The organism is Streptomyces calvus (genome assembly GCF_006782915.1).
Classification (GTDB): Bacteria; Actinomycetota; Actinomycetes; order Streptomycetales; family Streptomycetaceae; genus Streptomyces; species Streptomyces calvus.
Genome location: NZ_VCNP01000009.1, coordinates 174,842 through 199,542 on the forward strand (window position 1 = coordinate 174,842; position 24,701 = coordinate 199,542).

The following is a 24,701-nucleotide window of genomic DNA, read 5'->3' on the forward strand; positions in this document are numbered from 1 at the left end:
AGACATGGGTGGTTCACACAATCGGTCGGCGGCATACGGCCCGGTGCACGGTCTGTTGCCGGCGGACACTACGGAGGATGTACGGAATCGGGGCGCCGGCGTCTCACGGCAGATCGCGGTGCTTCCCGTCGGGAGTTTCGAGCAGCACGGCCCGTTCCTTCCGCTGGCGACCGATACGCTGGTCGCCTGTGCGATCGCCCGGGAGATAGCGGACGCCTACCCGGTGCACCTCCTCCCTCCGGTGACGATCTCCTGCTCGCACGAGCACGCGGCCTGGCCGGGCACCGTCTCCCTGTCCTCCGTCACCCTGCACGCGGTGGTCCGGGACATAGCCGACTCGCTGCGCCGGTCGGGCGTGGAGGCTTTGGTGCTGGTCAACGGGCACGGCGGAAACTACGTACTGGGCAACGTCGTTCAGGAGTCCTCCGCCCGCGGTGAACGGATGGCCCTCTTCCCGGCCCCGGAGGACTGGGAGACGGCGCGGGTACGGGCCGGTGTGGTCACCTCGCTGCTCACCGACATGCACGCCGGGGAAATCGAGACCTCCGTCCTTCTGCACACGCATCCCGAATTGCTGAGGGCCGGTTATGAGACCTCCGATCACGTCGCGGACGACCGGCGCCATCTCCTCACCGCCGGAATGTCCGCCTACACCGATTCCGGTGTCATCGGCCGCCCTTCCCTGGCCTCGCCGGAAAAGGGCAAGGAACTGCTGACGAGCCTGACGGAATCCTTCGGCGCGTATGTCTCGCTGCTGACCTCGACGGACTCCCGGCAACCGGATGAACCCGATTCATCTGGTTCACCTGATGCACGGGGTTCCGGAAAGTCGGACGCCTGAGGTCGACCCGGTGGCCCGCCCGGCGGGTGGCTTTTCGACCCGTCCGGTGCAGGGCTCCTCGCACCGGCATGGTCACCGCCTCCTCCACCCGCGCTCCCGTCCCCGGCTGCCTCACGCAGGCCTTGCCGCCAACGGACGACCAGGACCACCGCGCCCGGCAGGCTCGCCACCAGACTGAGCACCCCGTAGACGACGGCAACCGTCAGCCCTCGCCCCGGCCCGAGCCCCGCCGCCCCGAACGCCCAGGCGGCAACCCCTTCCCGGGGCCCCCACCCGCCGACGTTCAACGGCAGCCCCATGGCGAGCAGCGCCAGCACGGCGAGCGGCACCACCTCCCGCACCGAGGCGCCGGCCCCGGCGACCTGTGCGGCGAGCACGAACATCACGACGTATCCGCCGAGAACGACCACGGAGGACACCACGACCCCCGGCGCGTTCCGGCGCGAGAACAACCCCTGACGTGCCTCGGTGAGCAGCCGTCCCCACCGGCGCCCGCGTCCCCTCCCCGGGCCCGACGGCGCCCGGTTCATCCGCAGCGCGAGCACCACCGCGCCGGCACCGAGCAGGGCCAGCCCGGCCGGCGCGGCCACCTGCCGGGCCTCGTCGAGCACCGGAGACGGCATGGTCAGCAGCACCACACCTCCGGTGGCGAACAGCGCGAGCTGCCCCGCCGTCCGCTCCAGGACCACCGCCCGCACCCCGCGCCCCAGGTCACCGGTGCTCCGCCCGTGCCGCACGGCCCGGTGGACGTCGCCGAGGACACCGCCGGGCAGGGCGGCGTTGAGGAACAGGGCACGGTAGTAGTCGGCGACGGCCGGCCCGAGCGGCAGCCGGATCCCGAGCCCCCGGGCCACCAGTGCCCAGCGCCAGGCGCTGAACCCGGTGGTCACCAGCCCGATCCCCAGCGCCGCGAGCAGCGTCGGCCCGTCGATACGGCGCAGCCCGTCGAGCAGGACGCCCGTGCCCAGCCGCCAGCACAGCACCGCCAGGATGGCGACACCGGCGAGAGTGCCCAGACGGGTGCGCAGGGCTCGGGAGTTCAACCGGCCCGGGACCTTCATGCGCCACCGTCCACCGGCGCGCACAGGGCGAGCAGGTCGTGGTGGTGCACGACGACCCGCAACTCCCCCGCCGCGCAGGCGGCCAGCCGCTCGGCCAGATAGGCGTCGGCCCGCTCGGCGAGGTCCGGCCGCTCCTCCACCGCCGCGCCGACCCACCCGCGCAGCCACTGCTCGGTCAGCGCGGCCTGTCCGGGTCCGAGCCGCCAGGGGCTCGGTTCCAGCCGTACGGTGGCGCCGTGTTCGGCGAAGGCCTCCGCCGCGGCCGTGACCGCGTCCGGTCCGAGCAGGCCGCCGCGACGCTGGTGCGCGTTGAACGCCTCGGTGATCTCCGCGTCCATCGGGTGCGGTTCGGTCAGTTCGACGCGTCCGGCGACGGAGAGCGTCAGCAGGGCGGGGCAGCCGGCTCCCGCGCAGGCGGCGACGAGGGTGCCGATCTCCTCGCGGGTGAGGACGTCGAGCAGCGCGGAGGCGGTGACCAGCGAGGCACCGGCGAGTGCGTCCGCGGTGAGCCGGGCGATGTCACCGCGCCGGGTCTCGGCGGTCACCCGGCTGCCGTCGGCGGCGGAGCGCGGGGAGGCGGCCGCGGCGAAGTGGAGCAGGTAGGGGTCGCGGTCGTGCAGGACCCAGTGCTGGGCGCCGACCAGACGGGGGGCGAGCCAGCGGCCCATGGAGCCGGTGCCGCAGCCGATGTCGTGGACGACCAGGCCGTCCGCCCGCCGAGGCGTCCGGACGAGCCGGGCGCGCAGCGGGTCGAGCAGGCCACGGGAGCGGGCGGTGGCGTCGGCCGGCTCACGCAGCCGGAGCCATTCGGGCGCGTAGCGGGGCGGTTCGTCGGCACCGGTCTCCCGCAGCCGCAGTGTCGCCCGCTCGCCCGGCCTCGACACGGGCCCGGCCCCGGGGACGACGGACCTGTCGCTGCCCGTCGTACGGGGCGGGTCCGCGGGACGGCCCGGGTCCGTCCCGTCCCGCGGACCGGGTACTGCACCCGCCGCGTCCCGCCGACCGGATACCGCATGCGCCGCGTCGCGCGGGCCGGATACCGCATGCGCCGCGTCGCGCGGGCCGGGTGCCGGGCCGCCCGTGGCGTCCCGTGTTACGGGCCGCTCCGGGGCGGTCGCGTCGTGACGGGTGGTCGCCGGTTCGGTCATGCGGCCCTCCGGGGTTCGGTGGACAGTCCGCGCAGTACCGCCGCCAGGCCCTGTGCGGTGCTCGCCCAGCCGCTGAGCGCGGCGCGCCGCCCGCGCGCCGCCGCCTTCAACCGCCGCCGCTCGTCCGCCTCGCCGAACCAGCGGCGCAGTCCGGCGGCGATCGCGGCGGGGTCGTCCGGTGGGACGAGGATGCCCGGCACCCCGCCGTCGGGTGCCCGGCCGACCGCCTCGGGCAGCCCGCCGACATCGGTCGCCAGCACCGGGATGCCGCGTGCCAGTGCCTCGGTGACCACCATGCCGTACGTCTCCGCGTACGACGTGAGCACCATCAGGTCCGCGCCGGCGAAGTGGGCGTCGAGTGCGGCGCCGGTCCGCGGACCGGCGAGCTCCAGCCGGTCCCGCAGACCGTGGTCGCGGATCAGGTCCCGCAGGCGGGCGACGTACCCGGGATCCTGGCCGAGGCTGCCGACCAGGGCGCAGCTCCACGGCAGGTCGGCCACCGAGGCGAGTGCCTCCACGAGGCGGTGCTGTCCCTTGCGCGGTGTCACGGCGGCCACGCACAACAGTCGGGACACTCCGTCGGTGCCGGGCGCGAGGGGCGCGATGTCGGCGCCGGGTGCGGCGGCGTGGACGCGTTCGGGGGCCAGCCCGTGGTGGGCGACGAGGCGGCGGGCCGCCCAGTCGCTGGTGGCGACGACCGCCGGGACCGCCCGCAGCACCGCGCGCTCCCGGGCGTCGAGTTCCGTGGCGACGGCGGGGTCCAGCCCGGTCTCGTCACCGAGGGGAAGGTGGACGAGGACGGCCATGCGCAGCCGTGCCGCCTCCGGGACGACGATGTCGGGAACCCCGCAGGCGACCAGCCCGTCCAGCAGGACGGCCGCGCCGTCGGGCAGTTCGCGCAGAGTGCGGGCGAGTTCCGTCCGGGCACCGGTGTCCGGGCGCGGCCAGGCGCCGGGCACGGGGTGCCGGTGCACCTGCCAGCCGAAGCCGGGCAGGTCCAGGCACAGACGCCGGTCGTAGGCGTTGCCGCCGCTCGGCGCGGACGGGTCGTCGACAGCGCCCGGCATCACGAAGTGCACGGAGCGCAGGGACATCGGGATGATGCCGCCGTTCCTCGGCAGCGACATCTGCTGGGGAACGTAGCTCAGACGGGCGGCCCCGGACCGACCGGTGACCGCTCCGGTGCCGGTGCCGGTGTAGGCGTCGGTCTCGGTGTGGCTGTGGGTTTCGGTCACAGCGCACGCTCGTAACTCGCCCAGGCGATGTGCGACTCGTGCAGCGTGACGGTGATTCCCGCGATGCCCTTGGCGCCCTCGCCGAGCGCGCCCTTGTGGATGCGTTCGGCGAGCCGGTCGGCGATGACCTTCGCCAGGTACTCGGTGGAGGTGTTGACCCCCGCGAAGTCGGGTTCGTTGTCGAGGTTGCGGTAGTTCAACGCGCCGACGACAGCGCCGAGTTCCTGGGTCGCCAGGCCGATGTCGACGACGATGTTGTCCTCGTCCAGCTGCTCGCGCCGGAAGGTGGCGTCCACGAGGAACGTGGCCCCGTGCAGGCGCTGGGCCGGCCCGAAGACCTCGCCGTGGAAGCTGTGGGCGATCATGATGTGATCGCGGACGGTGATGCTGAACAACGGACGACCCTCCAGGTGCGGCGCGTCTGTTCCCCGGCCGATCTTCGCCGGGGATGCCGTGTAGTACGGCTGACTGTCTTCCCGTGTTCAGCGTCCGCTACGTCTTGCCGCGTCTTCCCTCAGGTCAGGTACGTCTCGTCGTGTCTCCCCTCAGGTCAGGGGCGCGCGTCGGTGCGGTGCGGGTCGCCGTAGCGGATGCGGTGGCACAGCGCGGGCGTCTCGCCGGAGGCGAGCCGGGGCATGACCTCGGGCAGTTCCTCGAAGGGGGACTCGCCGGTGACGAGGGCGTCGAGCGCGGGGTCGGCGAGCAGGTCGAGGGCGAGGGCGAGCCGGTCGGCGTAACCGCGGTGGGCGCGCGCCGGGGAGACCGTGCCGACCTGGCTGCCGCGGATGACCAGCCGCCGTGAGTGGAAGGCCTCGCCCAGCGGGAGGCTCACCTTCCGGTCGCCGTACCAGCTGAGTTCGACGACGGTGCCCTCCGCGCGGAGCAGTTCCAGGGCCGTGGCGAGCCCTTCCTCGGTGGCGCTGGCGTGGACGACCAGGTCGCACGCCCCGAGGGCGTCACCGGGCAGCGCGAAGCCGACCCCGAGGGCCTCGGCGGTCCTCGCCCGGGCGGGATCCGCGTCGACCAGCTGGATCCGTACGCCCGGGAAGCGGGCCAGCAGTGCCGCGACCGAGCAGCCGACCATGCCGCCGCCGACCACGGCGATCCGGTCACCGACCAGCGGCGCCGCGTCCCACAGGGCGTTGACGGCGGTCTCGACGGTGCCGGCCAGCACGGCCCGGCCCACGGGCACACCGTCGGGCACGGGAGTGACGGCGCTCGCCGGGACGACGTACCGCGTCTGGTGCGGGTAGAGGCAGAACACCGTACGGCCGGTGAGTGCCGCGGGCCCCTCCTCCACCACGCCGACGTTCAGGTAGCCGTACTTCACCGGTCCCGGGAAGTCGCCTTCCTGGAACGGGGCGCGCATCGCCGTGTGCTGGCTCTCGGGCACGCCGCCGCGGAAGACGAGCGTCTCGGTGCCCCGGCTCACCCCGGAGTAGAGCGTGCGCACCACCACCTCGTCGGGACCGGGTACGGGCAGGTCGACCTCGCGGATTCCGCCTCGGCCAGGTGAGTCGAGCCAGAACGCGCGGGCGGTGCGGTTCATCGGGATCCTCCTGAACGATCGGGAAGCTGCACGCGTACCGAGTGGTGCACAGGCCGCGCACAAGGTAGCGGCGTTGATCGACTCTGTCACACGGCCGGAGGGTGTTCGGTGGCCCTGAACAACACGTACGACGCGAGGCCCGTACAGCAGGAGACCGCCGTGGGAGCGGGCGTGCAGATCCTGTTGCTCGCGCTGCTCGGCACGGCGATCGGCATGGGCCCGGCCGGCTGGCTGACCGGGCTGGCGTTCGCGATCGCCACCTGGGCGGTGCTCTCCCGGGCCCTGCACCGGTCCCGGCTGCGTTCCTTCGGTGCCGCGAACCGGGTCACCCTCGGCCGCGCCACCCTCGTCGGCGGGGTGACCGCACTGGTCGCCGACTCGTTCCACGGCTCGCCGCCGGTCTCGCTGTTCGTCGGTCTCACCGCGGTGGCCCTCGTCCTCGACGGCGTGGACGGCAAGGTGGCGCGCAGGACCGGTACGGCGACCCCGCTGGGCGCCCGCTTCGACATGGAGGTGGACGCCTTCCTGATCCTGGTGCTGAGCGTGTACGTGTCGACGGCGATGGGCCCTTGGGTGCTGCTGATCGGCGGGATGCGGTACGTGTTCGTCGCGGCGGCGCGGGTCTGGCCCTGGCTGACCGCCCCGCTCCCGCCGAGCACGGCCCGCAAGACGGTGGCCGCGCTGCAGGGGGTGCTGTTGCTGCTGGCCGGCGCGGCCCTGCTGCCGCACACGGTCAACGTCGGGGTGGTGCTGCTGGCGTTGGCGCTGCTGGTGTGGTCGTTCGGCCGGGACGTGCTGTGGCTGTGCCGGGCGTCGCGGGCGACGGCGGTCCCGGCGGGACGTCAGGCGCAGGAAGAGCGGGAGCGGCGGGAGTTGGTCGCCGGGTGAGAAGGGGCCGCCCGGCGGCGGGGGCGTGTCCCGTCGGCCGGGTGGGCGGAGGACTGCTGTCACGGCCTGCGCGGCAGCAGTGCTGCCGTCGCCGCGGTCACCGCTGCCAGGACGAGCCACGGCGCCGCCGGCGGGAGTCCTGCCTCCAGCAGGCTGCCGGTGGCAGAGCTGCCGAGCAGCACGATCAGGCCGGACACCGACGACAACGCGCCGGTGTAGAGGCCCAGTCGGCCCTCCTCGGCGAGGTCGGGGACCCAGGCGCGGGCCACGGGCACGACGAGCATCTGGCCGAGGGTGAGCAGCACGACGAAGCAAGCCGCCGGCGCCAGCCCGGCCGTCCCCGTCCACCCGGCGGGACGCGCCACCGCCACCACCGCGAACCCGGCCGCCACGATCAGCAGTCCCGCCGCCATGGAGCGGCGCATCGCCAGTCGCTTCCCGGCCCAGCGGGTGACGGGCAGTTGGGCGGTCACCACCAGCAGCGAGGACAGTGCGAACAGCCAGGCCAGCGCCGTCTGGGAGCCGGTCGCGCGCTCCACCTCCGCCGGCAGGGCGAGGTACAGCTGGTTGTAGGCGAGCAGTTGGGCGCCGTAGGCGCAGCACAGCGCCAGGAAGGGCCGGTTGCGCAGCAGCAGCCGCAGCCCGCCCCGGGCCCGTGTCCGGTCGCGGCCCGGTATGCGCTGCGGCAGCAGCCGGGCGTGGCCGGCCAGCACCAGCACGAAGATCCCGGCGCCCACCAGGCAGGCGGTGCGGAAGTCCACCGCCAGCAGCAGCGCCCCCAGCAGCGGCCCGACGAACGCCCCCGCCTGCCCCGCCACGGTGAACAGCGCCAGGACCCGCGTCCGCGGTCCTCCGCCCGTCTCCTCCCACACCACCGCCTGCCGGGCCACCTCCGACTCGACGGCCGGTGAGAACAGCGCCGCGGCGAACCCGATCATCAGTACCGCGCAGACCACCGACCAGGTCCGCTCCGCGTACCCCAGCCACACGAACCCGGCGATCCGCAGCGCACACCCGGCCAGCACCACCGGCCGGATGCCGTACCGGTCGGCCAGCGCCCCGCCCACCACGAACAGCCCCTGCTGACTGAACGTCCTGAGTCCCAGTACCAGCCCCACCAGCCAGCCCGCCATGCCGATGGCCCCGCCCAGGTGTGCGGACAGGAACGGCAGTACGGCGTAGAACCCTACGTTGAAGGCGAGTTGGGTGAGGATCAGCAGCCGCAGCAGGGGCGAGAGCCGCGGGCGGCGGCGGGACATCCTGCCGGATCCCGTGGACAGCGCGGTCACCTCGTCTCCGCCAGTTCCTTGGCGGGCGCGGCGGGAGGCGCGACGGGCGGCGCCTCGGACCCGTGGTTCCTGCGCTGTCGTCCCGGCCGTCGCACGCCGCCCGCCGCGGTCACCGCCAGCGCGCCGAGCAGGGCGAGGACGGCCGCCGGGGCGAGCACGGTCCAGGGTGCGCGTTCGGCGTAGGGCTGGTTCTCGGCGAGCAGCGCGCCCCACTCCGGTGACGGCGGCTGCGCGCCGAGCCCGAGGAAGCCGAGCGAGGCGAGGGTGAGCGCGATGCCGGGCAGCCTCAGCAGGGCGTGCCGGGTGACGGGCGGCAGTACGGCCGGCAGCAGGTGGCGGCGCAGGAGGTGCCGGCGGCTCGCGCCGAGACTCCGGGTGGCCGTGAGGTGCAGGGTGGCGCGTTCCTGCGCCAGCAGTGCGGAGGTGTGGGCGGCGAGCGGCGCCCATGCCACGGCGGTCACGGCGAGCGCGGGCGTGGTCGTCCCGCTGCCCGCGACGGCGGTGACGAGCAGCGCGGCGAGCGCCGCTGGCACGGCGTTCACGGTGTCCACGAGCGGCCCGGACAGCCGGGGCAGCAGCCCGAGCAGCACTCCGGCGCACAGGGCCGCCGCGCTGATCGCGAGGGCGAGCAGCAAGGTGTCGAGGGCACCGTGCGCGACCCTGGCGAGCAGGTCCCGTCCGAGTGCGTCCGTGCCGAACGGGTGTGCCGGGGACGGTGCCTGGAGCCGCTCACCGGTGTTCAGCGCGAGCGGGTCACGGGGCAGCCCGAACGCCACGACGGCGGCCAGGACGGCGCCGTGGACGAAGGGTTGCACACTGCGGCGCGACCGGGCCGGCCCGTGCAGCGTCGGCAGCGCGCCGTCCCGCAGGGCGGGCCCGACGAGCAGCCGGGCGGCGAGTCCGCAGGCGCCCGTGGCGACCGCCCCCAGCAGGACGAGGGCGAGCGTGCCGGCCTGGAGGACCGGCAGGTCCTGCGCGAGGGCGGCCTGCAGGGTGGTGCGGCCGATCCCCGGAATGTCGAAGATCTGCTCCACGGCGACGGAACCGCCGGTCAGTCCGACGACGAACAACCCGAGGTTGGGCAGCAGGGCGGGCAGACAACGGCGTACCGCCTGCCGGGCGATCCGCCGGCCGGGCAGGCCCCGTGCGGCGGCCGCCCGCGCCCACTGCTCACCGAAGGCGCCGGGCAGCAGGTCGTCGAGCAGCCGTCCCAGCACGGCACCGGCCGGCAGACCGAGGGCGAGCGCGGGCAGCACGGTCCACTGCGGCCCGTACCAGCCGAGAGCCGGCAGCCACCCCAACTGCACCCCTACGACGGTGGCGAGCACGGACCCGACGAGGAACTCGGGCAGCGCGGCGAGCACCGCGGAACCCGTCCCGCCGGCGCGCCGTCCCTTGAGCCGTCGCCGCGCCCCGAGGTGGAGCGTGCGGGCGCAGACGGCCGCGGCGACGACGGCGGCGACGAGCAGCGCCACCGCCATCAGCAGCAGTGAGGCGCCCAGGGCCCGCAGTACGGCGGGCATCACCTCGCCGCCGGAGATCCAGGACCGTCCGGCGTCCCCGTGCGCCAGTCCGCCGAGCCACTGCGCCAGCAGGGCCGACGGGCCGGAGTCGAGGCCCAGTTGGTCGCGGATGTCCGCGAGCACCTCGGGCGTGGGGTCACGCTCGGGCGACCGGGCCTTGAGCACGGTCAGCGCCGGGTCGGTGTGCGTGAGCCAGGGCAGCAGGCCGATGCCGCAGACGAGGCCGGCCGCGAGCGCGGTGCGCCACAGGAGTGCGGCCAGGTGTGGTCGCACGGGTCAGCGCCGCGTTCCCGTACCGACGAGGGCGCGCTCGTAGGGGTCGAGCACGACGCCCCGCACCGTGGTGCCGACGCCGGTGATGATCCGCTGGTGCACCAGCGGCACCACGGCGTCGGTGCCGAGTATCTCGGCCTCCGCGGCCATGGCCGCGTCCTGCCGCTCCCCGGGGTCGGCGGTCCGCTGGGCGGCGGCGACGGCCCGGTCGACGTCCTTGTCGCAGAGCTGGGCGATGTTGTAGCCGCCGTCGCAGGTGTAGTCGCCGGCGAGGACGGCGACGGGGTCACCGGTGTCGACGAGGGTGTTCCGGGCGAGGACGAACGCGTCGAACTTCCCTTCCAGCGCGTCGCTCTCCAGCCGCGAGTACTCCCGCACCTCGAGCTGGACCGCGAATCCGGCCTTCTCCAGCTGCTGCTTCAGCACCTGGGCCACTTCGGGAAGTTCGGGCCGGTTGTCGTACGTGGCCAGGGTGATCGGGGTGTCCTTGGCGCGCTCGGCCTGCGCCCGGCCGGCCGGTTTGCGGCGCTTGCCGTCGGCCCAGGTCACGGCGGGCCCGTAGACACCGGCGCCCGGGTCGGCGTACCCCTCGTACACGCCGTCGGCGAGCGCGGAGGTGTCGACGGCCGCGCGGGCTGCGGCGCGCAGGCCCGGGTCCTTGAAGGGTCCGGAGGAGGAGTTGAGCAGCAGGGCGGTGGTGCGGGTGGTGGCGGTGTCGCGCCGGGTGTCCTCGTCGAGGGTGGCCGCCTGGGCGACGGGGACGGCTTCGGCGATGTCGACCTCGCCGGTGCGCAGGGCGTTGGCGCGGGCGGTGCCGTCGGCGACGAACCGGGCGTCGATGCCGGAGGCCTGGGCGCGTCCGCCCCAGTAGGCGTCGAAGCGGTCGAGCGTGGCGGACGCGGCGCCGTCGACCTCGGTGAGTTCGAAGGGGCCGGTGGCGGTGCCGACGGGATCGACACGGCCTCCGTCGCCGCCCGTGCCGTACGCCTTGCCGGAGAACACGGCGAGGGCGGGGCTGGACAGGCGCAGCGGAAGGATGGGATCGGGCTCGGCGGTGCGGACCCTCACGGCCTGCCCGCCGTCGGCCTCGGCGGTCAGCGTGACGCCGGAGAGGGCGGCGGGAGCGGGTTCGGCGCGGGTGGCGCGGGTGAGCGCGTTGACGACGGCGGACGGGGTGACGTCCGTACCGTCCTGGAACTCGGCGTCCCGGAGCGTGAACACCCAGGTCTTCTCGTCGACCTGCCGCCAGGATGCGGCGAGGGCGGGTGCGGCGGCACCGTTGGCGTCCATGGTGGTCAGGCCCTCGGCGACGCCGAGGCGGCTGAGGAGGGTGGCGTCGGCGCCGTAGGGCGAGAGCCGCTCGGCGGGCGGGAAGGCGAGCGCGACCCGCAGCCGCGACCCGTTCCCGCCGTTACCGTCGTCCTGCGCTTCGCCGCCTTGTGAGGCGAAGCAGCCGGCCAGCAGCGGAGTGAGCGCGAGGGCGGCGAACAGCCGGGAGCGAAGCGGGCGCACAGGTCACCGTCCCATCGGGATCTCGAAGTGGAGGACGGCACTTCCGCCGTCCGTGGTCTCACGTTCGTCGTGCACGAGCTTGCCGAGCGACCGCCAGAAGGCCTCCGCCCCCGGCACGGACGCATCGGTGTGCAGGTACACGGACCGGTAACCGCCGTCCGCGGCGGCGAAGTCGAGCAGTTCGCCGACCATCCGCCGGGCCAGGCCCCGACGGCGGTGGTCCGGCCGCACATAGACCCGCCGCAACTGCGCGGTGTCGCCGGAGGGGTAGCGCTCGGCGAGCGGGCGCGGGTTCGGCGGATGTGCGGGCCCACGGGAGTCGAGGGCGGCGGTGGCGACGACTTCGCCGCCGTCCGGGTCGAGTGCGACGAGCAGGGTGTGGCGCGGCGAGGCAAGATAGGCGGCGGCCGGATCGATGATGTCGCCGTGCCAGTGGGGCACGTAGCCGGTGCCGAAGTCGCGGTAGACGGTGTCGAGCATCACGGCTCGCGCACGGTCGAGGTCTGCCGGGCCCGCAGCCCTGATGCTGTAGTCACGCACTTGCACACCATATGCATTAAGCCTCCGAAGTCGATCACGGGGGTGAGATTCACGAGACACGACGCGGATGATTTGACGCGTCGCCGATCACACCCCTAAAACTACCTACATGACATTCATTTTCAAAAAGGTGGGGTGTCGGTGAGGATCGCGTTCGTCGGCAAGGGCGGTAGCGGCAAGACGACCCTGTCGGCCCTCTTCGCCCGTCACCTGGCGCACTCCGGCGCCCCCGTCCTCGCCGTCGACGGCGACATCAACCAGCACCTGGCGCAGGCCCTCGCGCCCGGCGAGGACGCCCCCGCCACGCCTCCTCCCCTGGGCCCGGCCCTCCCTGCCGTCAAGGCCCTTCTGAGCGGCACCAATCCCCGCATCACCTCCCCCGATGCCATGATCAAGACGACGCCGCCCGGCCGCGGCTCCCGCCTGCTGCGCCTCCTCGGGGACGACGACCTGCACACGCGGCACGTCACCCGGGTCGGCGGGGTCCCGCTGATGGTCACGGGCGAGTTCGACGAGAGCGATCTGGGCGTCGCCTGCTACCACTCCAAGCTCGGAGCGGTGGAGCTGTACCTCGGCCACCTCGTCGACGGCCCCGGCGAGTACGTCGTGGTGGACATGACCGCCGGCGCGGACGCCTTCGCCTCCGGCCTGTTCACCCGTTTCGACATGACGTTCCTGGTCGCCGAACCGACCCGCAAGGGCGTCTCGGTCTACCGCCAGTACCGCGAGCACGCCGAGCAGTTCGGCATCCGTGTCGCGGTCGTCGGCAACAAGGTGACCGGCGAGGACGACCTGCTCTTCCTCAAGGAGCAGGTGGGCGACGACCTGCTGACCCACCTGGTGCAGTCGGACTGGGTACGCGCTGCGGAGCAGGGCCGGGCCGAGACGCGCGTGCCGGACGCTTTGGAGCCGCAGAACCGGCACGCGCTGAACGTGCTGCGCGAGACGGTCGACGCACAGCACCGCGACTGGGCCCGCCTGCACCGCCACGCCGTCGAGTTCCACCTCCGCAATGCCCGCGCCTGGGCGGACGAGCGCACGGGTGAGGACCTGGCGGCCCAGGTGGACCCCCATTTCGTACCGGGCCCTGCGGCCCTGTCCTGAGCCGGCCCCGGGACGTCAGAAACCGCCGAAGTGCTCCACCGGTTACTCGACACCCGCCGCATCGAGCAGCCGGACCACGTCCTTGCGTCCGTATCCGAGCAGCCGGGCCCGGTGGGCGGCCATCAGCACCAGGTGCGCGACGATCTCCGCCGCGTACCCGTCCTTGCTGTCGGCGTCGAACCATTCATCGGGCTTCTCGACACCCAGGCTGTTCATCACCACCGCGTGTTCGCGGCGGATCTCCGCGACCGTGCCGGCGACCGCGTCCAGGAGCGTCCTGCCCGGCCGCTCGCACGTCAGGGCGAACCGCCCCCAGTCGACCGGTACACACCCCTCCGGCGGGCTCGCCCGCAGCCCTGCATACCGCTCGTCCGCGAACCGGCGGTCCGGAACTCGTCGTGCACCAGCGAGAAGCGGTGGTGGCCGGGCGGCACGGGAGGCGGCGGAGGCGTGTACTCCCATCCGGCGTCCTCGTACAACTGCCGCTTCACCTCTTCCTCGTCGGCGTGCGTCACCGTGAAACCGTTGGCGTCGTTGCGCCCGGTCGTCGTGCCGTCGGGATTGCGGTGGAAGGTCAGACTCATGTGTGCCCCCGTTGCCGTGCTGATCGAGACCAGCTGATGAGATCCAAGTGAGAGATCCACGGGATGCGAACTCCCGTCATCTGCTCGAACGGCCCGCGGGCCCGGCAGGTGCCCACTCCACGGGACATCACCCGATCGTGTTATCGACCCCCGGGGATGTCACCGGACCTCGCCTGCCGGCCCCGCCCCTCACCGCTGTCACCCAACCGCACAGTCAGGATCAAGGCTCTCCGCAGGACTGCCCGGGCGGTCACCCGGTTCGGCCTCGCGGCCCCCGACGAGCACCAGGCGGAGGCGCTCCCTCTCGCCGCCCGGCAGCTTCGGCGCCGGAACGCGGCGGCTACGCGCCGGTGCCGGCCCGCGACACCGAGAAGTCGCAGGACCGCTGCACCAGCGAACAGGCAACCGACTTCGCCGGCGGGCAGACCGCGTTCTCCCACGACGCCACGCGTGCGGTGTACTGGTCGGCCGGCCTCGGTGACGAACCCCAGAGCCGCCCCGCGACCGGGTCGACCTCCGGGGCGTCGAGCTCGACGGGACGGCCACCGGCCGGATCGACTCCACCGACGCGCCCCTGAACGACGCACGGCGCGGCCGCAGCATCGCGCTCAAGCGGGTCAAGCGCACCGCGAAGGGCGTCTCGCAGGTGGAAGTGCTGTGCAACCCGGCCTTGCGGCTCCGAGCCGCTCAGCGTGAAGGAGTGCGCCATCGAGCGAGCGGAACGGCGGTTGTTACGCTCCTCGAGTGAGGATTCCGGGACCCGAAGAGATCCGTGCCCTGCACGAGAAGTACGCGCCCACCGCCGAAGCGTTCGCGCTCGTCCACACGCACTGCGAGATCGTCTGGAGCATCGCCGAGCAGCTCATCTCGGCCTCGCGTCTCGACATCGACGCCGAACTGGTCCGCGCCGGCTGCCTCCTCCACGACATCGGCGTGTACCGCCTCTACGGTGACGACGGGCGGCTGGACCACGGGAACTACGTCCGGCACGGGTTGCTCGGCCACGAGATCCTCGAACGGGAGGGCTTCCCCGAGCCGTTGCGCCGGTTCTGCTCCCATCACACGGGAGTGGGCATCACGCGGCAGGACGTCCTGGCCCAGGGCCTCCCCCTGCCTCCCGCCGACTACCTGGCGGTGACGCACGAGGAGAGGCTGGTGATGTACGCGGACAAGTTCCACACCAAGTCCCGTCCGTCGGTGTTCCTCTCCCCCGACGAGTACGCCGCCCACGTCCGCCGCTTCGGCGAGGAGAAGGTGACCGCGTTCGGGGCGCTGCGCGCGGAGTTCGGCGACCCGGACCTCGACCGCCCGGTGCCGGAGGTCGATGTGTCCGTCCGCCCGTGAGCGTTGCCGGGCGCGACGACGACTGACCACCGCAAGGGAACCGTTCCGGTGTGGACGTTGGCCACCGGTGACGTCCGGGTGCCCGCACTGGCCGAAGACGGACCGATGACGGCTGAGCGCCTGGCCGAACCGCGCAGTGTGCTGGCCGCCCTGGCCGACGATCCGATCGCCCCCTCTCCCGTGCCACCTCGAACTCGCGGCCCTGACCATTGCGTTGAAGCGACGGGTCGTCGTCCTGCAAGCCGTGGAACACGCCCGGACCTCGACTCCACTTCGTCGAAGCGCTGCTGGTCGCGCTTGAGAGCAATGCAGGTGTCCTGGTCCGCCTGTCGACACTCGAACCGGCCCGCCCGCACGGGACGTCGGTAGCGCTGCCGTCGAGCACCACGACGTCACCGTGCTGGAAACAGGCGATCGAGATCGCCCGCGACGAGGACGGCTCGGTGGTCGCGTTCCCCGCGCTGCCCGCGTAGCGGGTCGACCCACCACCGCACCAGCCGCGACGCCCGCCGCCGACCGTCCCGAACACCGCCGCCGCGTACGGCGAAGGCACGGCCTGAGAACTCCCCTCCGTGCATTGCCGTCATGACGGCACCCGTGTGGACGGCGGCACCGGGTTCTCGCTCGCTCTGATCCACCCAGCGGCGGCGGTGCTGATTGTGAGGCTGACGGCAGGTAGCCCAGGGGCGGGAGCCGGTGCCGTCAGGCGGTGACCTCCCGCACCGAACGGGCCGCGACCATGCCCGATAGGGGCAGCCGAGCGGGACGCCGGGTGAGCGGGAATGGGCCTTTTCCGCTCTTTCCGTAGCCCTGCGACTGACGCGAAGACATGACGGACATAAGGCTCGGCCCCCATCTGCCGTGTTCAAGGCATTGACACGTGCATTACAGAGGCTTTACGTTCCGCCCACCTGAGAGCGCTCTCAGAGCGTTCTCGGACTCCCCACTTGTCATGACTCGAGGTGTTTCATGCCAGCCCCCCGCACCAGACCGGCAGCCATTGCGCTGCTGGCCTCGGCCCTCGTCGCCGTCGGCGTGGGCCCGGCCGCCGTCCCGGCGGCCGCGGCCACCGTCCCCGTAGGCTCCGGCAGTTACTCCGACACCCGGCCCTCCGGCACGTCGGGCCCCACCACCAACACGGGAACCCCGGTCACGCCCAAGGTGACCGACGCCGCCCGGAACCGGCCGGTGCCCACCAACGACTGGTGGTCCTCCCTCGCCTTCCAGCGCTACGGCGACAACCCGTACTCGACCCCCATGTACGGGCACCCCCTCACCTACCAGGCCACGGCCGGCGGGCTCGACGTCGGCTATCCGACGACCCCCGCGATCGTCGGTGACGGCCGCCAGTACGAGTACGCCCACAAGCGCGACCTCACCATCGGCCTGACCGGCCTCAACTCACCCGACACCAAGGCCGACGACTGGTCCGACTGGACGGTCACCCCCTATTGGTCCGACGGCGCCCGCACCCTGCGCACCACCATCGGCCACGGCTCCCCGTTCGTCTACGCCCAGGGCTCCGGCGGCAACGCCCAGATCACCACCGCCGGCTCGCCCGCCGTCTTCGCCGACCAGGGCAACGTCCTCGGCATCACCGTCGCCGGGCACCACTACGCCCTCTTCGCGCCGACCGGCAGCGACTGGAACGTCGCCGGCTCCACCGTCACCGCGGGGCTCGGTTCCAAGGACTACTTCTCCGTCGCCGTGCTGCCGTCCACCGACGCGCTGGCGACGTTCAAGAAGTACGCCTACAGCTTCGTCACCGGTTCCAAGGTCACCTGGAACTACTCCGGGGGCACCGTCGGCGCCACCTACACGCTCACCACCGAGGCGAAGGAAGGCACCGAGCGCGGCACGCTCCAGGCGCTCTACCGCCACCAGTGGCTGAACACCAAGGACCCCCTCACCTCCTACACCTACGTCTCACCGCGCGGCACCATGAAGGTCCGCGAGTCGGCCTCCTTCACCACGAGCCAGAAGGCGGCGGCGGTACTGCCCGCGCTGCCCAAGTCGAACGGCGTGGACACCGCCAGACTGCGCGGCTACCTGAACGAGGTCGTGAACGCCTCCGACCCCTTCTCCGGGGCCTCGGACACCTACTGGACCGGCAAGGCCCTCGGCCGCCTCGCCCAACTCGTCCCGGTCGCCGACCAGATCGGCGAGACCGGCACCCGCGACCGGATGCTCGGCCTGATGAAGGGCAAGCTCCAGGACTGGTTCACGGCGGGAGGCGCGAACGAGTTCAGCTACGACAAGAACTGGAAGACCCTCACCGGCTACCCCGCCTCCTACGGCAGCGACACCGAGCTGAACGACCACCACTTCCACTACAGCTACTACGTCTACGCGGCGGCGATCGTCGCCCAGTACGACCCGGCATGGGCCGCCGACTCCGCCTGGGGCGGCATGGTCAAGGCCCTCGTGCGGGACGCCGCCAACCCCAGCCGCACCGACACCGCCTTCCCCTTCCTGCGCGGTTTCGACGTCTACGCGGGCCACAGCTGGGCCTCCGGTCACCAGGGTTTCGCCGCCGGCAACAACCAGGAGTCCTCCTCCGAGTCGACCAACCTCAGCGCGGCCCTCGTCCTGTGGGGCTCCGCCACCGGGGACACCTCACTGCGTGACCTCGGCACGTACCTGCTGACCACCGAGTCGGAGTCGATCGCCCAGTACTGGTTCGACGCCGACGAGCAGGTCTTCCCGTCCTCCTTCGGTCACGACACGGCCGGCATGGTGTGGGGCAGCGGCGCCGCCTACTCCACCTGGTGGACCGCCAACCCCGAGGAGATCCACGGCATCAACGTCCTGCCCGTGACCGGCGGATCGCTGCACCTCGGCGGCGAGAAGGCCGCCATCCGGCGCAACATCGCCGAGATGGAGCGGGAGAACGGCGGCCCGGCCGTCGAATGGCGCGACATCCTCTGGGAGTTCCAGTCGCTCGCCGACCCGGGTGAGGCCAAGGCCAAATGGGACGCGGGCCACGCCGGCTACACCCCGGAACAGGGCGAGTCGAAGGCGCACACCTACCACTGGATCAACACCCTCGACACCCTCGGCGCCCCGGACGCCACCGTCACCGGTGACATCCCGACCTCCGCCGTCTTCACCAAGGGCACGACCCGCACCTACGCGGCCCACAACCACGGATCGACGGCCCGCACCGTCACCTTCTCCGACGGCAAGACCCTCTCCGTGCCGGCCCGTTCCACCGCGACCGGCACCGGAAGCGGTTCACAGGACCCCGACCCGCAACCGCCGACCGGCAACACCTTCCAGTTGCGCAGCGGCGGCACCCTGACCACGGCGACCGGCGGCACGGCGGGCAGCGACACCATCGCCTCCGGTGGCGGCGCCAACCACGACGGCACCCCGTACCAGCCCCTCGTCTACGAGGTGCGCGGCGTCAACGGCACGCTCACCCCGGGCGCGCAGACCGCCTTCCGGCTCCAGGTGGACGCGGGCACCACGGTCGGGCTGGGCCAGCAGGCGCGGATCAGCTACGACTTCACCGGCGACGGCACCTTCGACCGGACGGAGACGTACAACTACTTCGCGACCGACCCGGTCACCGGATGGGAGGAGTACACGCAGGCCCGCGGTCTCAAGGCGTCCACGGGCACAGCACGCGACCTCGCCGGCGGCACCGTACGCCTCGAGGTGTGGCACGCGATCGGCAACGGCACCTCGAAGCTGCAGACGGGCACGGACAAGTCCGTGCTGGTGATTCCCTACAGCTGAACCGGTGAAGGCCGACGGCGGGCATCGGTATCCGGCCGGTGCCCGCCGCACCGGCATGGTGCGCGTACGTCCGTGGCCGGGACTTCCCACCCCTCCGGCAGCTCTTGCCCGCGTGCTCGGTCCGGCGAGGACGAGAACCGGGCCGGGTGATGTGGCAACGGCCTCGACGGCCGGCTCCGGCTGCCCCGTCGGCCGGTGCCTGCTCCAAACGGACGTGCCGAGGATTCCGGCGCGGGCGGGGCGTCGATATAGGGAGGAGAGTAAGGAGATCCGCCATGCCCATGCAGGGACGCACGCAGCAACCCACGACCGAGCTCGACCCCCGATACAGCTCCGCGCTCAATCCCCGCCCGGGTGCCGCGGACGTCACCGCCACCGAGTGGGCCGAGGCCCAGCGGCACCTGGAGGCAGCCGAGATCTTCTGGGTGTCCACGGTACGGCCCGACGGCAGGCTGCACGTCACGCCCGTGATCGCGGCCTGGCACGACGGTGCGCTGTACTTCTCCACCGGCCGCCAGGAGCAGAAGGCGAAGAACCTCGCACATGATGCGCACTGCGTGCTGACCACTGGCGGGAACTCGCTCGCCGAGGGCCTCGACCTGGTGGTCGAGGGCGAGGCGAAACCGGTCACCGACCCGGCGCTGCTGGAGGAGGTGATCGCGGCGTACGAGGCGAAGTACGGGCCGCACATCACCTCACCCGAGGGCGCCTTTCACGGGATCGGCGACGCGTTCCGGAAGGGTGACGACGTGGTGTTCGCGGTGGCCCCGGCCACGGCGTACGGCTTCGGCCGCGACAACGGGGTGTACAGCCATACGCGGTGGGCGTTCTGACAACCCGACCCGACCCGCTCGGGCACCGCGTGGCACGGCCGGCCACCGTCGGCGGAACGGAGTGAGTGCCGCCGCCGTCAGCGGCCGTGGAGCAGGTCGCCGGAAGAGCGGCGCATCCGACACGGGGCCGTGATCAGGTGGCTGCCTCCTCCGGCCGCAGTACGTCCAGGCAGCACTGGACGAAGTCCTGAACGACGGGATCGGCGTCCGCGGCGGGCGCCCAGACGACGCCGACCCGACTGGGGCCGACCCCGCGGACGGGGCGGTAGGTGACGCCGGGCCGGGCATAGAAGCGGGCGGCGGACGCGGGGGCGAGCGCGACGCCGTAGCCGTTGGCGATGGCGCTGAGCCAGTCGTCCGGCTGGTCGGCCACGGCGCCGATGCGGACGGGATGGCCGTCTCGTTCGTCGGCGGCCAGCCAGTGGTCCCGCCACCAGCCGGTCGATGCCGGCGCGGCCACGAACGGCTCCTCCCACAGGTCCCGGAAGGGGATCACGTCACGCGCGGCGAGAGGGTGCCCGTCGGGGAGGGCGACCCAGCGGGGCTCGGTGAACAACACCGCCGTGCGCAGTGCGCTCTGGCCGGGGAAGGGCAGCCGCAGCAGGGCGACGTCGACGTCCCCGTCGGCGAGCCCGGCGCTCGGGTTCGACCAGGCGGCCTGCCGCATCTCCACCCGTCGGCCCGGTCGGCGCCGGGTGAACTCCGCGATGATGTCCGGGGTCGCCTCGTTGGCTGCACTGGCCATGAAGCCGACCCTCAGCAAGCGGGCCGCCCGGTCGGCGGTGCTCTTGGTCTCCCTCAGGGTCCGGTCCCAGTCGGCCAGCAGCGCGGGCACCCGCTCCGCGAGGGTCCGGCCGGGTTCGGTGAGGGTCATGCCGGTGCGGGACCGCGTGAACAGGCGCACGCCGAGCCGGGCCTCCAGTTGCCTGATCTGTTTGGTGAGCGCTGGCTGGGACACGAACAGGCGTTCCGCGGCGCGGGCGAGGGTTCCCTCCTCCGCCACGGCGACGAAGTAGCGCAGCAGCCGCGTGTCCACATCCATGCCGCCAGGTTATAGAAGCAGGTATTGGACGCCGTTCGAGGCTGTGGAGAGGCTTGTCGAGGTGGGCGTGCCGGGCACGCGCGCCGGGCCAACGACACACACGACCGAGGACGAGTCACATGTTCACCGCCTACGCGATCATCACCGTCGTCACGATTCTGGCCAACGCCGCGATCGCGGTCGCGGACTTCCTCAGGGCCGGGTTCGTCCTCGCCAACTCGGCGGAGGTGGGCGTCCCGGAGACCTGGCTCCCGTGGCTCGCCTCGCTCAAGGGTGCCGGAGCAGCCGGTCTCCTCCTCGGGCTTCTGGGCGTGCCCGTCATCGGTGTCGCCGCCGCGACGGGACTCGTCCTGTTCTACGTCGGTGCCGTCACCGCGCACCTCCGCGCCCGCGTGTACTACAACCTCGCCGTTCCGGGCGGCTTCCTGGCTCTGGCCGGTGCGTCTCTCGTGCTCGCCGTCGTGCGGTGAGCGAGTCTCACGGCCGCTGCGGTGAACGCCGAACCGTGGCAGTCGAGCCGTGGTTCGCCTGGCCCTCTCAAATCCCGTCGCGGCCGGCCCGGCGGGCCCTCTACGCTGCCGGTATGGCCCACGCGAAGACCTCGTACGTCTGCCTGCCCTGCCGGGCCTCCTACAAGCAGCCCTACGACAGGGACAGGCAGCACCGGCTCTGCCCTCGTTGCGCGGAGCCGCTCGTCCACGTGGGCTCGGCCTTCGCCCCGCCGCCGCGTCGCGACACGGCGGCCTGGCGGACCCTGTCGGTCCTGCTGCACGCAGGTGTCCGCTTCCACAAGAGCTGTTGCGGCGGACCCGGTTACCGGCCGCGCACCTTGCGCGAGGTACGGGAGCGGATGACTTACGCCCGGCGCACCGGCGAGCCCTTTGCCAAGGCACTGGTCCGCCGCGAGGTTCCGTGACACGGCCGCCGGTCACCAGCCGCACCGGGCGCTCACCCACCCCGGCAGAGACCGTTCCCGCAGTGTCAGAGGTTCGCCCGTGCCAGCAACACCGGCAGAGCCTCGGGCTTCACCTTCTGTACTGACCTCACCTGCCCAAGGTCCAATTCCGCACGGTCCACCGGGTCGCGGTACAGCGCCTTCGTCGCCTCCGGCAACAGGGTCGCGGCGACCAGATAGGGGACATCGGGGTCGTCGGGCTCCTCCCGCGGCTCCTCGTCGACCTCGGCCACCGCCGCGACCGCCGCCTCCGGACCGGTGAAGTAGAACCAGAGACGGTCACCCGGCCGCATACGGTTGCGACGACTGAGCCAGAGCTCCAGCTCCGGTTCCTCTTCCGCCAGTCGACGTATCGTCTCCTTGTCGGACGGCTCCCCGTCCAGCGTGTCCTTGCGCGGATCGAGAATGTACAGCCAGTCCGCCATGGAGTTCCTCTCGATCAGCGAAAAGTCACGTCGGTGCAGCCTCCATGCTGCCAGGTCTCCGCCCCAACGTGCGCACGCATTTTCGATGCAGACCGGATCGGGTCGCCTCGCCGGGCGCCGTCGCCCCGGATCGTGCGGTGATCCTCGGACAACTGCACACCCGCCCCTGCTTCCGGCTCCGCGGGCTCGACGTCGCCGCCGCGCAGCGGCCCGGGGCGGCGGGAGGCAGCCGTGCCGATACGGGCGTCAGCCGTCGGTCCCGAGGGCACCGAGCAGCATCGGCAGTGACGCGTGCAGTTCGCGCTGCCAGTACGCCCAGGTGTGCGTTCCCGGACCGTAGAAGTGGGTGGTGAGGTGTCGGGCGCCGACGCGCTCCAACTCCGCGGCCAGCGCATGGTTCTGCCGGTTGAAGTCGGCCTCGAGGGCGCTGGTGCTGCCCGGCGGGTCCAGCGGGCCGGTGGTGCCGTCGCCGCAGGACAGGTACACGGGAAGCGACTTGAGCCGCTGGGCCAGGTGGAACGGGTCGTGGGCCTGCCAGATGGCGCGCTGTGCCACCGGGTCGCCCCAGACGCGCAGCGGATCGTTGCCCTGGCCGGCGAAGAAGCCCATGATGCGGTCGACCGACTCGTCGTTCAGCAGCGGATGCGCCGAACCGGAGTAGGCGGCGGTCGCCTTGAACATGCCGGGATGCCGGGCGGCGTACAGCAGGGCGCCCTGGCCGCCCATGGACAGGCCGGCGACGACACGGTTGCTGCCGGCGCCCCAGTCGCGCTCCAGCAGGTGCCGCAACTCGACGGTGTGGAAGGTCTCCCAGGCGGGGTCGCCGCCCCGGCCGTGGTTCCACCAGTCGCTGTACCAGCCGTTCCAGCCGGCTTCGGGCATGACGACGAGCACGTCGCGCAGGCCGTCGATGTCGGCCACGTCGGTCCTGGCGGTCCAGGAGGTGTAGTCGCCGCAGCAGCCGTGCAGCAGCCAGAAGGTCGGCCAGTGCCGGTGCCGGTCGTGCGGGTTCCAGCCGTCGGGGGTGAGGAGGCGGACCTTGACCGTACGGCCGCCCAGGGCCGCCGACCGGACCGACAGGTCGACCTGCCGGTCCGCGACCCGGTTGACCGCGACGACCTCGGCGCCGCGCGGGCTGGGGGTGGCCGCCGCGTCCGCGGTGAGCGCGGCGGTGGTCGGCGCGGATCTCGGCGGGTGTGCGCCCGGCGGGGACGCCTGCGCCGGCAGCGCACCCAGTACGAGGAGGGCGCCGAGGGCCGCGACCGCGCCGCACAGTCTCTTCTTCATCTGCACCGCCTGGGAGGATGGGCGTGAGGATGTGACCGTGGTTCGTCGGGCGCGTGCCGATGGTCCCGCGCCCCGATCAACTATGGACCGGTTCCGGCGCGCGTCAAGACGTGGCCGACCGTCGTCGCGGTCCCGCGCGGATGAGTCGCGGCGTCGGTGCGCGCCGTCCCGGGTCCGGGAGGTGCGCAGACGGATCAGGTGTAGGGGTACTGCTCGGACGCCACCTCGACGGTCTTCTCCACGTGCAGGAAAGTGCACGTCACCGTTCCCGACTGGACGATGAACATGTCGGGCACGTGCGACTCGTAGAAGCGCAGGTATCCGATCGGGCCCGAGGTGATGGACCTCGCGCCGAGCCACTGCACGATCCGGCGCAGATCGTGGAAGTCGTCGGGGTGCGCCTCCTGCCGGACGGTCAGCGCCCATCCCCAGTCGACCGGCCGCAACTCCGCGACCTGCAGCCCTCCGATGCGCCGAGCCCACCCTCGGCCGTCCCACAGGGGATACTCGTAGCCCTCGTCCTGCGCACCCCCCTCCTCACCCAGGTGCCAGCGCAGCAGCGCGAGTTCGCCGGGCGCGAGGGAGTCGGGCAGGTCGAGCGCCAGCTGGAGTTCGTAGGTGTCGGCCATGCCCGAAGGCTACGCGCACGGCCGGAAGCGGCGGAGCGCGGTCACCGTGGTCGTGTGGAGGACAACCGCCGTTCCGGGCTGGGCAGTTGCAGCGAATCGTCCTGCGCCGCCGGAAACCCTGTGGGCCGCAGCGGTCCCGGGTGGCGACCGCGCCCGGGACCGGAACGAGGGGCCGGCTACCTGCAGACCGGGGGATCCGGGTAGGAGCAGCCTCCGTACGTGTCGCCCTCGTACGTGATGCCTCCGTCCATCCGCTGGTCGCACTCGGGGCAGTGGACGACGAAGTGCGGGTTGACACGGAGGAGAGCCGAGTTCTTCATCTCGAAGATCGACCTCACCGAGTCCACACCGTGTTCGCGGATGCCCTGCCGCAGGAACGCGAGCGCGCCGAACCTGTGGCCGGACTCGCAGGAGAAGCTCCCGAAACGGAATCGGCCGATATCGCTGATTCCCAGTTCGGCTTCGATGCTCGCCTTTTCCTCGCTCGACACCGGTTCGAGGTTCGAGGCCTCGATGAGCTCGGGTGTCCAGTGCGCGTCTCTGATCCGGGCGGACTGTTCACGGGACACATAGAACGATGCGGTTCTGCCGCTTTTCACGGCCTCCTGCACCATGGCTGCGATCGTTTCGTCGTCCGCCGAGACGACGACCTTTCCGCTGCCGACGAGATATTCGATCCTGTCCACTGTCGCTTTGTCCACGCAACACCTTCCGAGTCCGGCCCCCCGGGTCCCGATGCTTGTTCGCGGACACATATTCAGTTCACCGGCCCCGCGGGTCGGGATGCCACACGGACACCGCACCCGCCCGGCCCAATCCGTCCCGCCTTCCTGCCCCTGCCCGTGCCTCCTGCACCGGTCGGCGGGTCACCGTTCACACGGCGGCGGACCGCTCGGCG

24 protein-coding genes and 2 pseudogenes are annotated in these 24,701 nt (G+C 72.4%); 9 read left to right on the forward strand and 17 right to left on the reverse strand.

Annotation, left to right across the window (positions count from 1 at the left end; translation table 11 throughout):
* The first annotated feature begins 4 nt into the window (after positions 1-4).
* Positions 5-841, forward strand: a complete 837-nt coding sequence (locus FGW31_RS04125) for a creatininase family protein (protein WP_142191944.1) — start codon at positions 5-7, stop codon at positions 839-841.
* Between the two features lie 212 nt (positions 842-1,053).
* Here FGW31_RS04125 and FGW31_RS04130 read toward each other — a convergent pair.
* The 5 genes and pseudogenes from FGW31_RS04130 to FGW31_RS04150 form a co-directional block, all read right to left on the reverse strand.
* Positions 1,054-1,902: pseudogene (locus FGW31_RS04130) on the reverse strand (lysylphosphatidylglycerol synthase transmembrane domain-containing protein); the annotation flags it as partial.
* Entirely contained in the window at positions 1,899-3,050 is a 1,152-nt protein-coding gene (locus tag FGW31_RS04135; protein WP_373303389.1) for a trans-aconitate methyltransferase, read from the reverse strand. The pseudogene FGW31_RS04130 and the gene FGW31_RS04135, both read right to left, overlap by 4 nt.
* Entirely contained in the window at positions 3,047-4,177 is a 1,131-nt protein-coding gene (locus tag FGW31_RS04140) for a glycosyltransferase family 4 protein (protein WP_142191987.1), read from the reverse strand. Before FGW31_RS04140 ends, FGW31_RS04135 begins: the two co-directional genes overlap by 4 nt.
* 104 nt (positions 4,178-4,281) lie before the next feature.
* Positions 4,282-4,680 (reverse strand): 6-pyruvoyl trahydropterin synthase family protein, encoded by a 399-nt coding sequence (locus tag FGW31_RS04145; RefSeq protein WP_142191946.1) that lies wholly within the window; start codon positions 4,678-4,680, stop codon positions 4,282-4,284.
* A gap of 155 nt (positions 4,681-4,835) precedes the next feature.
* Complete coding sequence (locus FGW31_RS04150) at positions 4,836-5,834, reverse strand: zinc-dependent alcohol dehydrogenase (RefSeq protein ID WP_142191947.1); 999 nt, start codon at positions 5,832-5,834, stop codon at positions 4,836-4,838.
* 108 nt (positions 5,835-5,942) lie between these two features.
* On the opposite strand from FGW31_RS04150, the gene FGW31_RS04155 reads away from it, so the two are divergent.
* Positions 5,943-6,722 carry a CDP-alcohol phosphatidyltransferase family protein gene (locus tag FGW31_RS04155; RefSeq protein ID WP_142191948.1) on the forward strand — a complete coding sequence of 260 codons (780 nt, stop codon included), beginning with the start codon at positions 5,943-5,945 and terminating at the stop codon, positions 6,720-6,722.
* Between the two features lie 59 nt (positions 6,723-6,781).
* Here FGW31_RS04155 and FGW31_RS04160 read toward each other — a convergent pair whose 3' ends face one another.
* The 4 genes from FGW31_RS04160 to FGW31_RS04175 are packed head-to-tail and all read right to left on the reverse strand — an operon-like array spanning position 6,782 to position 11,859.
* Complete coding sequence (locus FGW31_RS04160; RefSeq protein ID WP_142191988.1) at positions 6,782-7,981, reverse strand: MFS transporter; 1,200 nt, start codon at positions 7,979-7,981, stop codon at positions 6,782-6,784.
* 26 nt (positions 7,982-8,007) lie between these two features.
* On the reverse strand, positions 8,008-9,807 hold the full coding sequence (locus tag FGW31_RS04165; protein ID WP_142191949.1) for an ABC transporter permease subunit: 1,800 nt from the start codon (positions 9,805-9,807) through the stop codon (positions 8,008-8,010).
* Positions 9,808-9,810: 3 nt separating this feature from the next.
* A complete protein-coding gene (locus FGW31_RS04170) occupies positions 9,811-11,319 on the reverse strand; it encodes an ABC transporter substrate-binding protein (RefSeq protein ID WP_142191950.1) in 1,509 nt (502 codons plus the stop codon).
* Between the two features lie 3 nt (positions 11,320-11,322).
* Positions 11,323-11,859, reverse strand: coding sequence for a GNAT family N-acetyltransferase (locus FGW31_RS04175; RefSeq protein ID WP_142191951.1), 537 nt, complete (start codon positions 11,857-11,859; stop codon positions 11,323-11,325).
* Positions 11,860-12,000: 141 nt separating this feature from the next.
* On the opposite strand from FGW31_RS04175, the gene FGW31_RS04180 reads away from it, so the two are divergent.
* Entirely contained in the window at positions 12,001-12,963 is a 963-nt protein-coding gene (locus FGW31_RS04180) for an ATP-binding protein (protein WP_142191952.1), read from the forward strand.
* A 42-nt stretch (positions 12,964-13,005) separates the two neighbouring features.
* On the opposite strand, the gene FGW31_RS35470 is transcribed toward FGW31_RS04180, so the two are convergent.
* The 3 genes from FGW31_RS35470 to FGW31_RS04190 all read right to left on the reverse strand — a co-directional run bounded on the left by FGW31_RS35470 (position 13,006) and on the right by FGW31_RS04190 (position 14,256).
* On the reverse strand, positions 13,006-13,179 hold the full coding sequence (locus FGW31_RS35470; protein ID WP_233452378.1) for a hypothetical protein: 174 nt from the start codon (positions 13,177-13,179) through the stop codon (positions 13,006-13,008).
* Between the two features lie 80 nt (positions 13,180-13,259).
* Positions 13,260-13,547, reverse strand: a complete 288-nt coding sequence (locus tag FGW31_RS35475) for a hypothetical protein (RefSeq protein ID WP_233452379.1) — start codon at positions 13,545-13,547, stop codon at positions 13,260-13,262.
* Positions 13,548-13,887: 340 nt separating this feature from the next.
* On the reverse strand, positions 13,888-14,256 hold the full coding sequence (locus tag FGW31_RS04190) for a hypothetical protein (protein ID WP_142191953.1): 369 nt from the start codon (positions 14,254-14,256) through the stop codon (positions 13,888-13,890).
* Positions 14,257-14,291: 35 nt separating this feature from the next.
* Between FGW31_RS04190 and FGW31_RS04195 the strand changes: the two genes are divergently transcribed.
* The 4 genes and pseudogenes from FGW31_RS04195 to FGW31_RS04210 all read left to right on the forward strand — a co-directional run bounded on the left by FGW31_RS04195 (position 14,292) and on the right by FGW31_RS04210 (position 19,465).
* Positions 14,292-14,891, forward strand: coding sequence for an HD domain-containing protein (locus FGW31_RS04195; protein WP_142191954.1), 600 nt, complete (start codon positions 14,292-14,294; stop codon positions 14,889-14,891).
* A 3-nt stretch (positions 14,892-14,894) separates the two neighbouring features.
* Positions 14,895-15,080: pseudogene (locus tag FGW31_RS36180) on the forward strand (hypothetical protein); the annotation flags it as partial.
* Between the two features lie 780 nt (positions 15,081-15,860).
* Complete coding sequence (locus tag FGW31_RS04205) at positions 15,861-18,632, forward strand: glycosyl hydrolase (RefSeq protein ID WP_142191956.1); 2,772 nt, start codon at positions 15,861-15,863, stop codon at positions 18,630-18,632.
* A gap of 275 nt (positions 18,633-18,907) precedes the next feature.
* Positions 18,908-19,465 carry a pyridoxamine 5'-phosphate oxidase family protein gene (locus FGW31_RS04210; RefSeq protein WP_142191957.1) on the forward strand — a complete coding sequence of 186 codons (558 nt, stop codon included), beginning with the start codon at positions 18,908-18,910 and terminating at the stop codon, positions 19,463-19,465.
* A gap of 133 nt (positions 19,466-19,598) precedes the next feature.
* Here FGW31_RS04210 and FGW31_RS04215 read toward each other — a convergent pair whose 3' ends face one another.
* Positions 19,599-20,507, reverse strand: a complete 909-nt coding sequence (locus FGW31_RS04215) for a LysR family transcriptional regulator (RefSeq protein ID WP_142191958.1) — start codon at positions 20,505-20,507, stop codon at positions 19,599-19,601.
* Positions 20,508-20,626: 119 nt separating this feature from the next.
* Between FGW31_RS04215 and FGW31_RS04220 the strand changes: the two genes are divergently transcribed.
* Together FGW31_RS04220 and FGW31_RS04225 are read left to right on the forward strand one after the other, a co-directional pair.
* Positions 20,627-20,977 (forward strand): DoxX family protein, encoded by a 351-nt coding sequence (locus tag FGW31_RS04220; protein ID WP_142191959.1) that lies wholly within the window; start codon positions 20,627-20,629, stop codon positions 20,975-20,977.
* Between the two features lie 113 nt (positions 20,978-21,090).
* Positions 21,091-21,423, forward strand: a complete 333-nt coding sequence (locus FGW31_RS04225) for a deoxyxylulose-5-phosphate synthase (protein WP_142191960.1) — start codon at positions 21,091-21,093, stop codon at positions 21,421-21,423.
* Between the two features lie 65 nt (positions 21,424-21,488).
* Here FGW31_RS04225 and FGW31_RS04230 read toward each other — a convergent pair whose 3' ends face one another.
* From FGW31_RS04230 to FGW31_RS04245, 4 genes are all read right to left on the reverse strand, one after another.
* The gene (locus FGW31_RS04230; RefSeq protein ID WP_142191961.1) at positions 21,489-21,887 is read right to left on the reverse strand and encodes an EVE domain-containing protein; all 399 of its coding nucleotides are present in this window, start codon (positions 21,885-21,887) and stop codon (positions 21,489-21,491) included.
* A 246-nt stretch (positions 21,888-22,133) separates the two neighbouring features.
* Complete coding sequence (locus FGW31_RS04235) at positions 22,134-23,174, reverse strand: alpha/beta hydrolase (RefSeq protein ID WP_233452381.1); 1,041 nt, start codon at positions 23,172-23,174, stop codon at positions 22,134-22,136.
* 194 nt (positions 23,175-23,368) lie between these two features.
* Positions 23,369-23,803, reverse strand: a complete 435-nt coding sequence (locus tag FGW31_RS04240) for a hypothetical protein (protein ID WP_142191962.1) — start codon at positions 23,801-23,803, stop codon at positions 23,369-23,371.
* A 176-nt stretch (positions 23,804-23,979) separates the two neighbouring features.
* Positions 23,980-24,504: a hypothetical protein gene (locus FGW31_RS04245; RefSeq protein WP_142191963.1), complete on the reverse strand. Its 525-nt coding sequence runs from the start codon at positions 24,502-24,504 to the stop codon at positions 23,980-23,982.
* Positions 24,505-24,701 lie beyond the last annotated feature (197 nt).

Bases quoted from the DNA above. Each gene is read 5' to 3' on its own strand.
- FGW31_RS04125 (WP_142191944.1), top strand. From the start codon at position 5: ATGGGTGGTTCACACAATCGGTCGGCGGCATACGGCCCGGTGCACGGT.
- FGW31_RS04135 (WP_373303389.1), bottom strand. From the start codon at position 3,050: ATGACCGAACCGGCGACCACCCGTCACGACGCGACCGCCCCGGAGCGG.
- FGW31_RS04140 (WP_142191987.1), bottom strand. From the start codon at position 4,177: ATGTCGCTGCCGAGGAACGGCGGCATCATCCCGATGTCCCTGCGCTCC.
- FGW31_RS04150 (WP_142191947.1), bottom strand. From the start codon at position 5,834: ATGAACCGCACCGCCCGCGCGTTCTGGCTCGACTCACCTGGCCGAGGC.
- FGW31_RS04160 (WP_142191988.1), bottom strand. From the start codon at position 7,981: ATGTCCCGCCGCCGCCCGCGGCTCTCGCCCCTGCTGCGGCTGCTGATC.
- FGW31_RS35470 (WP_233452378.1), bottom strand. From the start codon at position 13,179: ATGAACAGCCTGGGTGTCGAGAAGCCCGATGAATGGTTCGACGCCGAC.
- FGW31_RS35475 (WP_233452379.1), bottom strand. From the start codon at position 13,547: ATGAGTCTGACCTTCCACCGCAATCCCGACGGCACGACGACCGGGCGC.
- FGW31_RS04190 (WP_142191953.1), bottom strand. From the start codon at position 14,256: ATGGCGCACTCCTTCACGCTGAGCGGCTCGGAGCCGCAAGGCCGGGTT.
- FGW31_RS04205 (WP_142191956.1), top strand. From the start codon at position 15,861: ATGCCAGCCCCCCGCACCAGACCGGCAGCCATTGCGCTGCTGGCCTCG.
- FGW31_RS04210 (WP_142191957.1), top strand. From the start codon at position 18,908: ATGCCCATGCAGGGACGCACGCAGCAACCCACGACCGAGCTCGACCCC.
- FGW31_RS04215 (WP_142191958.1), bottom strand. From the start codon at position 20,507: ATGGATGTGGACACGCGGCTGCTGCGCTACTTCGTCGCCGTGGCGGAG.
- FGW31_RS04220 (WP_142191959.1), top strand. From the start codon at position 20,627: ATGTTCACCGCCTACGCGATCATCACCGTCGTCACGATTCTGGCCAAC.
- FGW31_RS04225 (WP_142191960.1), top strand. From the start codon at position 21,091: ATGGCCCACGCGAAGACCTCGTACGTCTGCCTGCCCTGCCGGGCCTCC.
- FGW31_RS04230 (WP_142191961.1), bottom strand. From the start codon at position 21,887: ATGGCGGACTGGCTGTACATTCTCGATCCGCGCAAGGACACGCTGGAC.
- FGW31_RS04235 (WP_233452381.1), bottom strand. From the start codon at position 23,174: ATGAAGAAGAGACTGTGCGGCGCGGTCGCGGCCCTCGGCGCCCTCCTC.
- FGW31_RS04240 (WP_142191962.1), bottom strand. From the start codon at position 23,803: ATGGCCGACACCTACGAACTCCAGCTGGCGCTCGACCTGCCCGACTCC.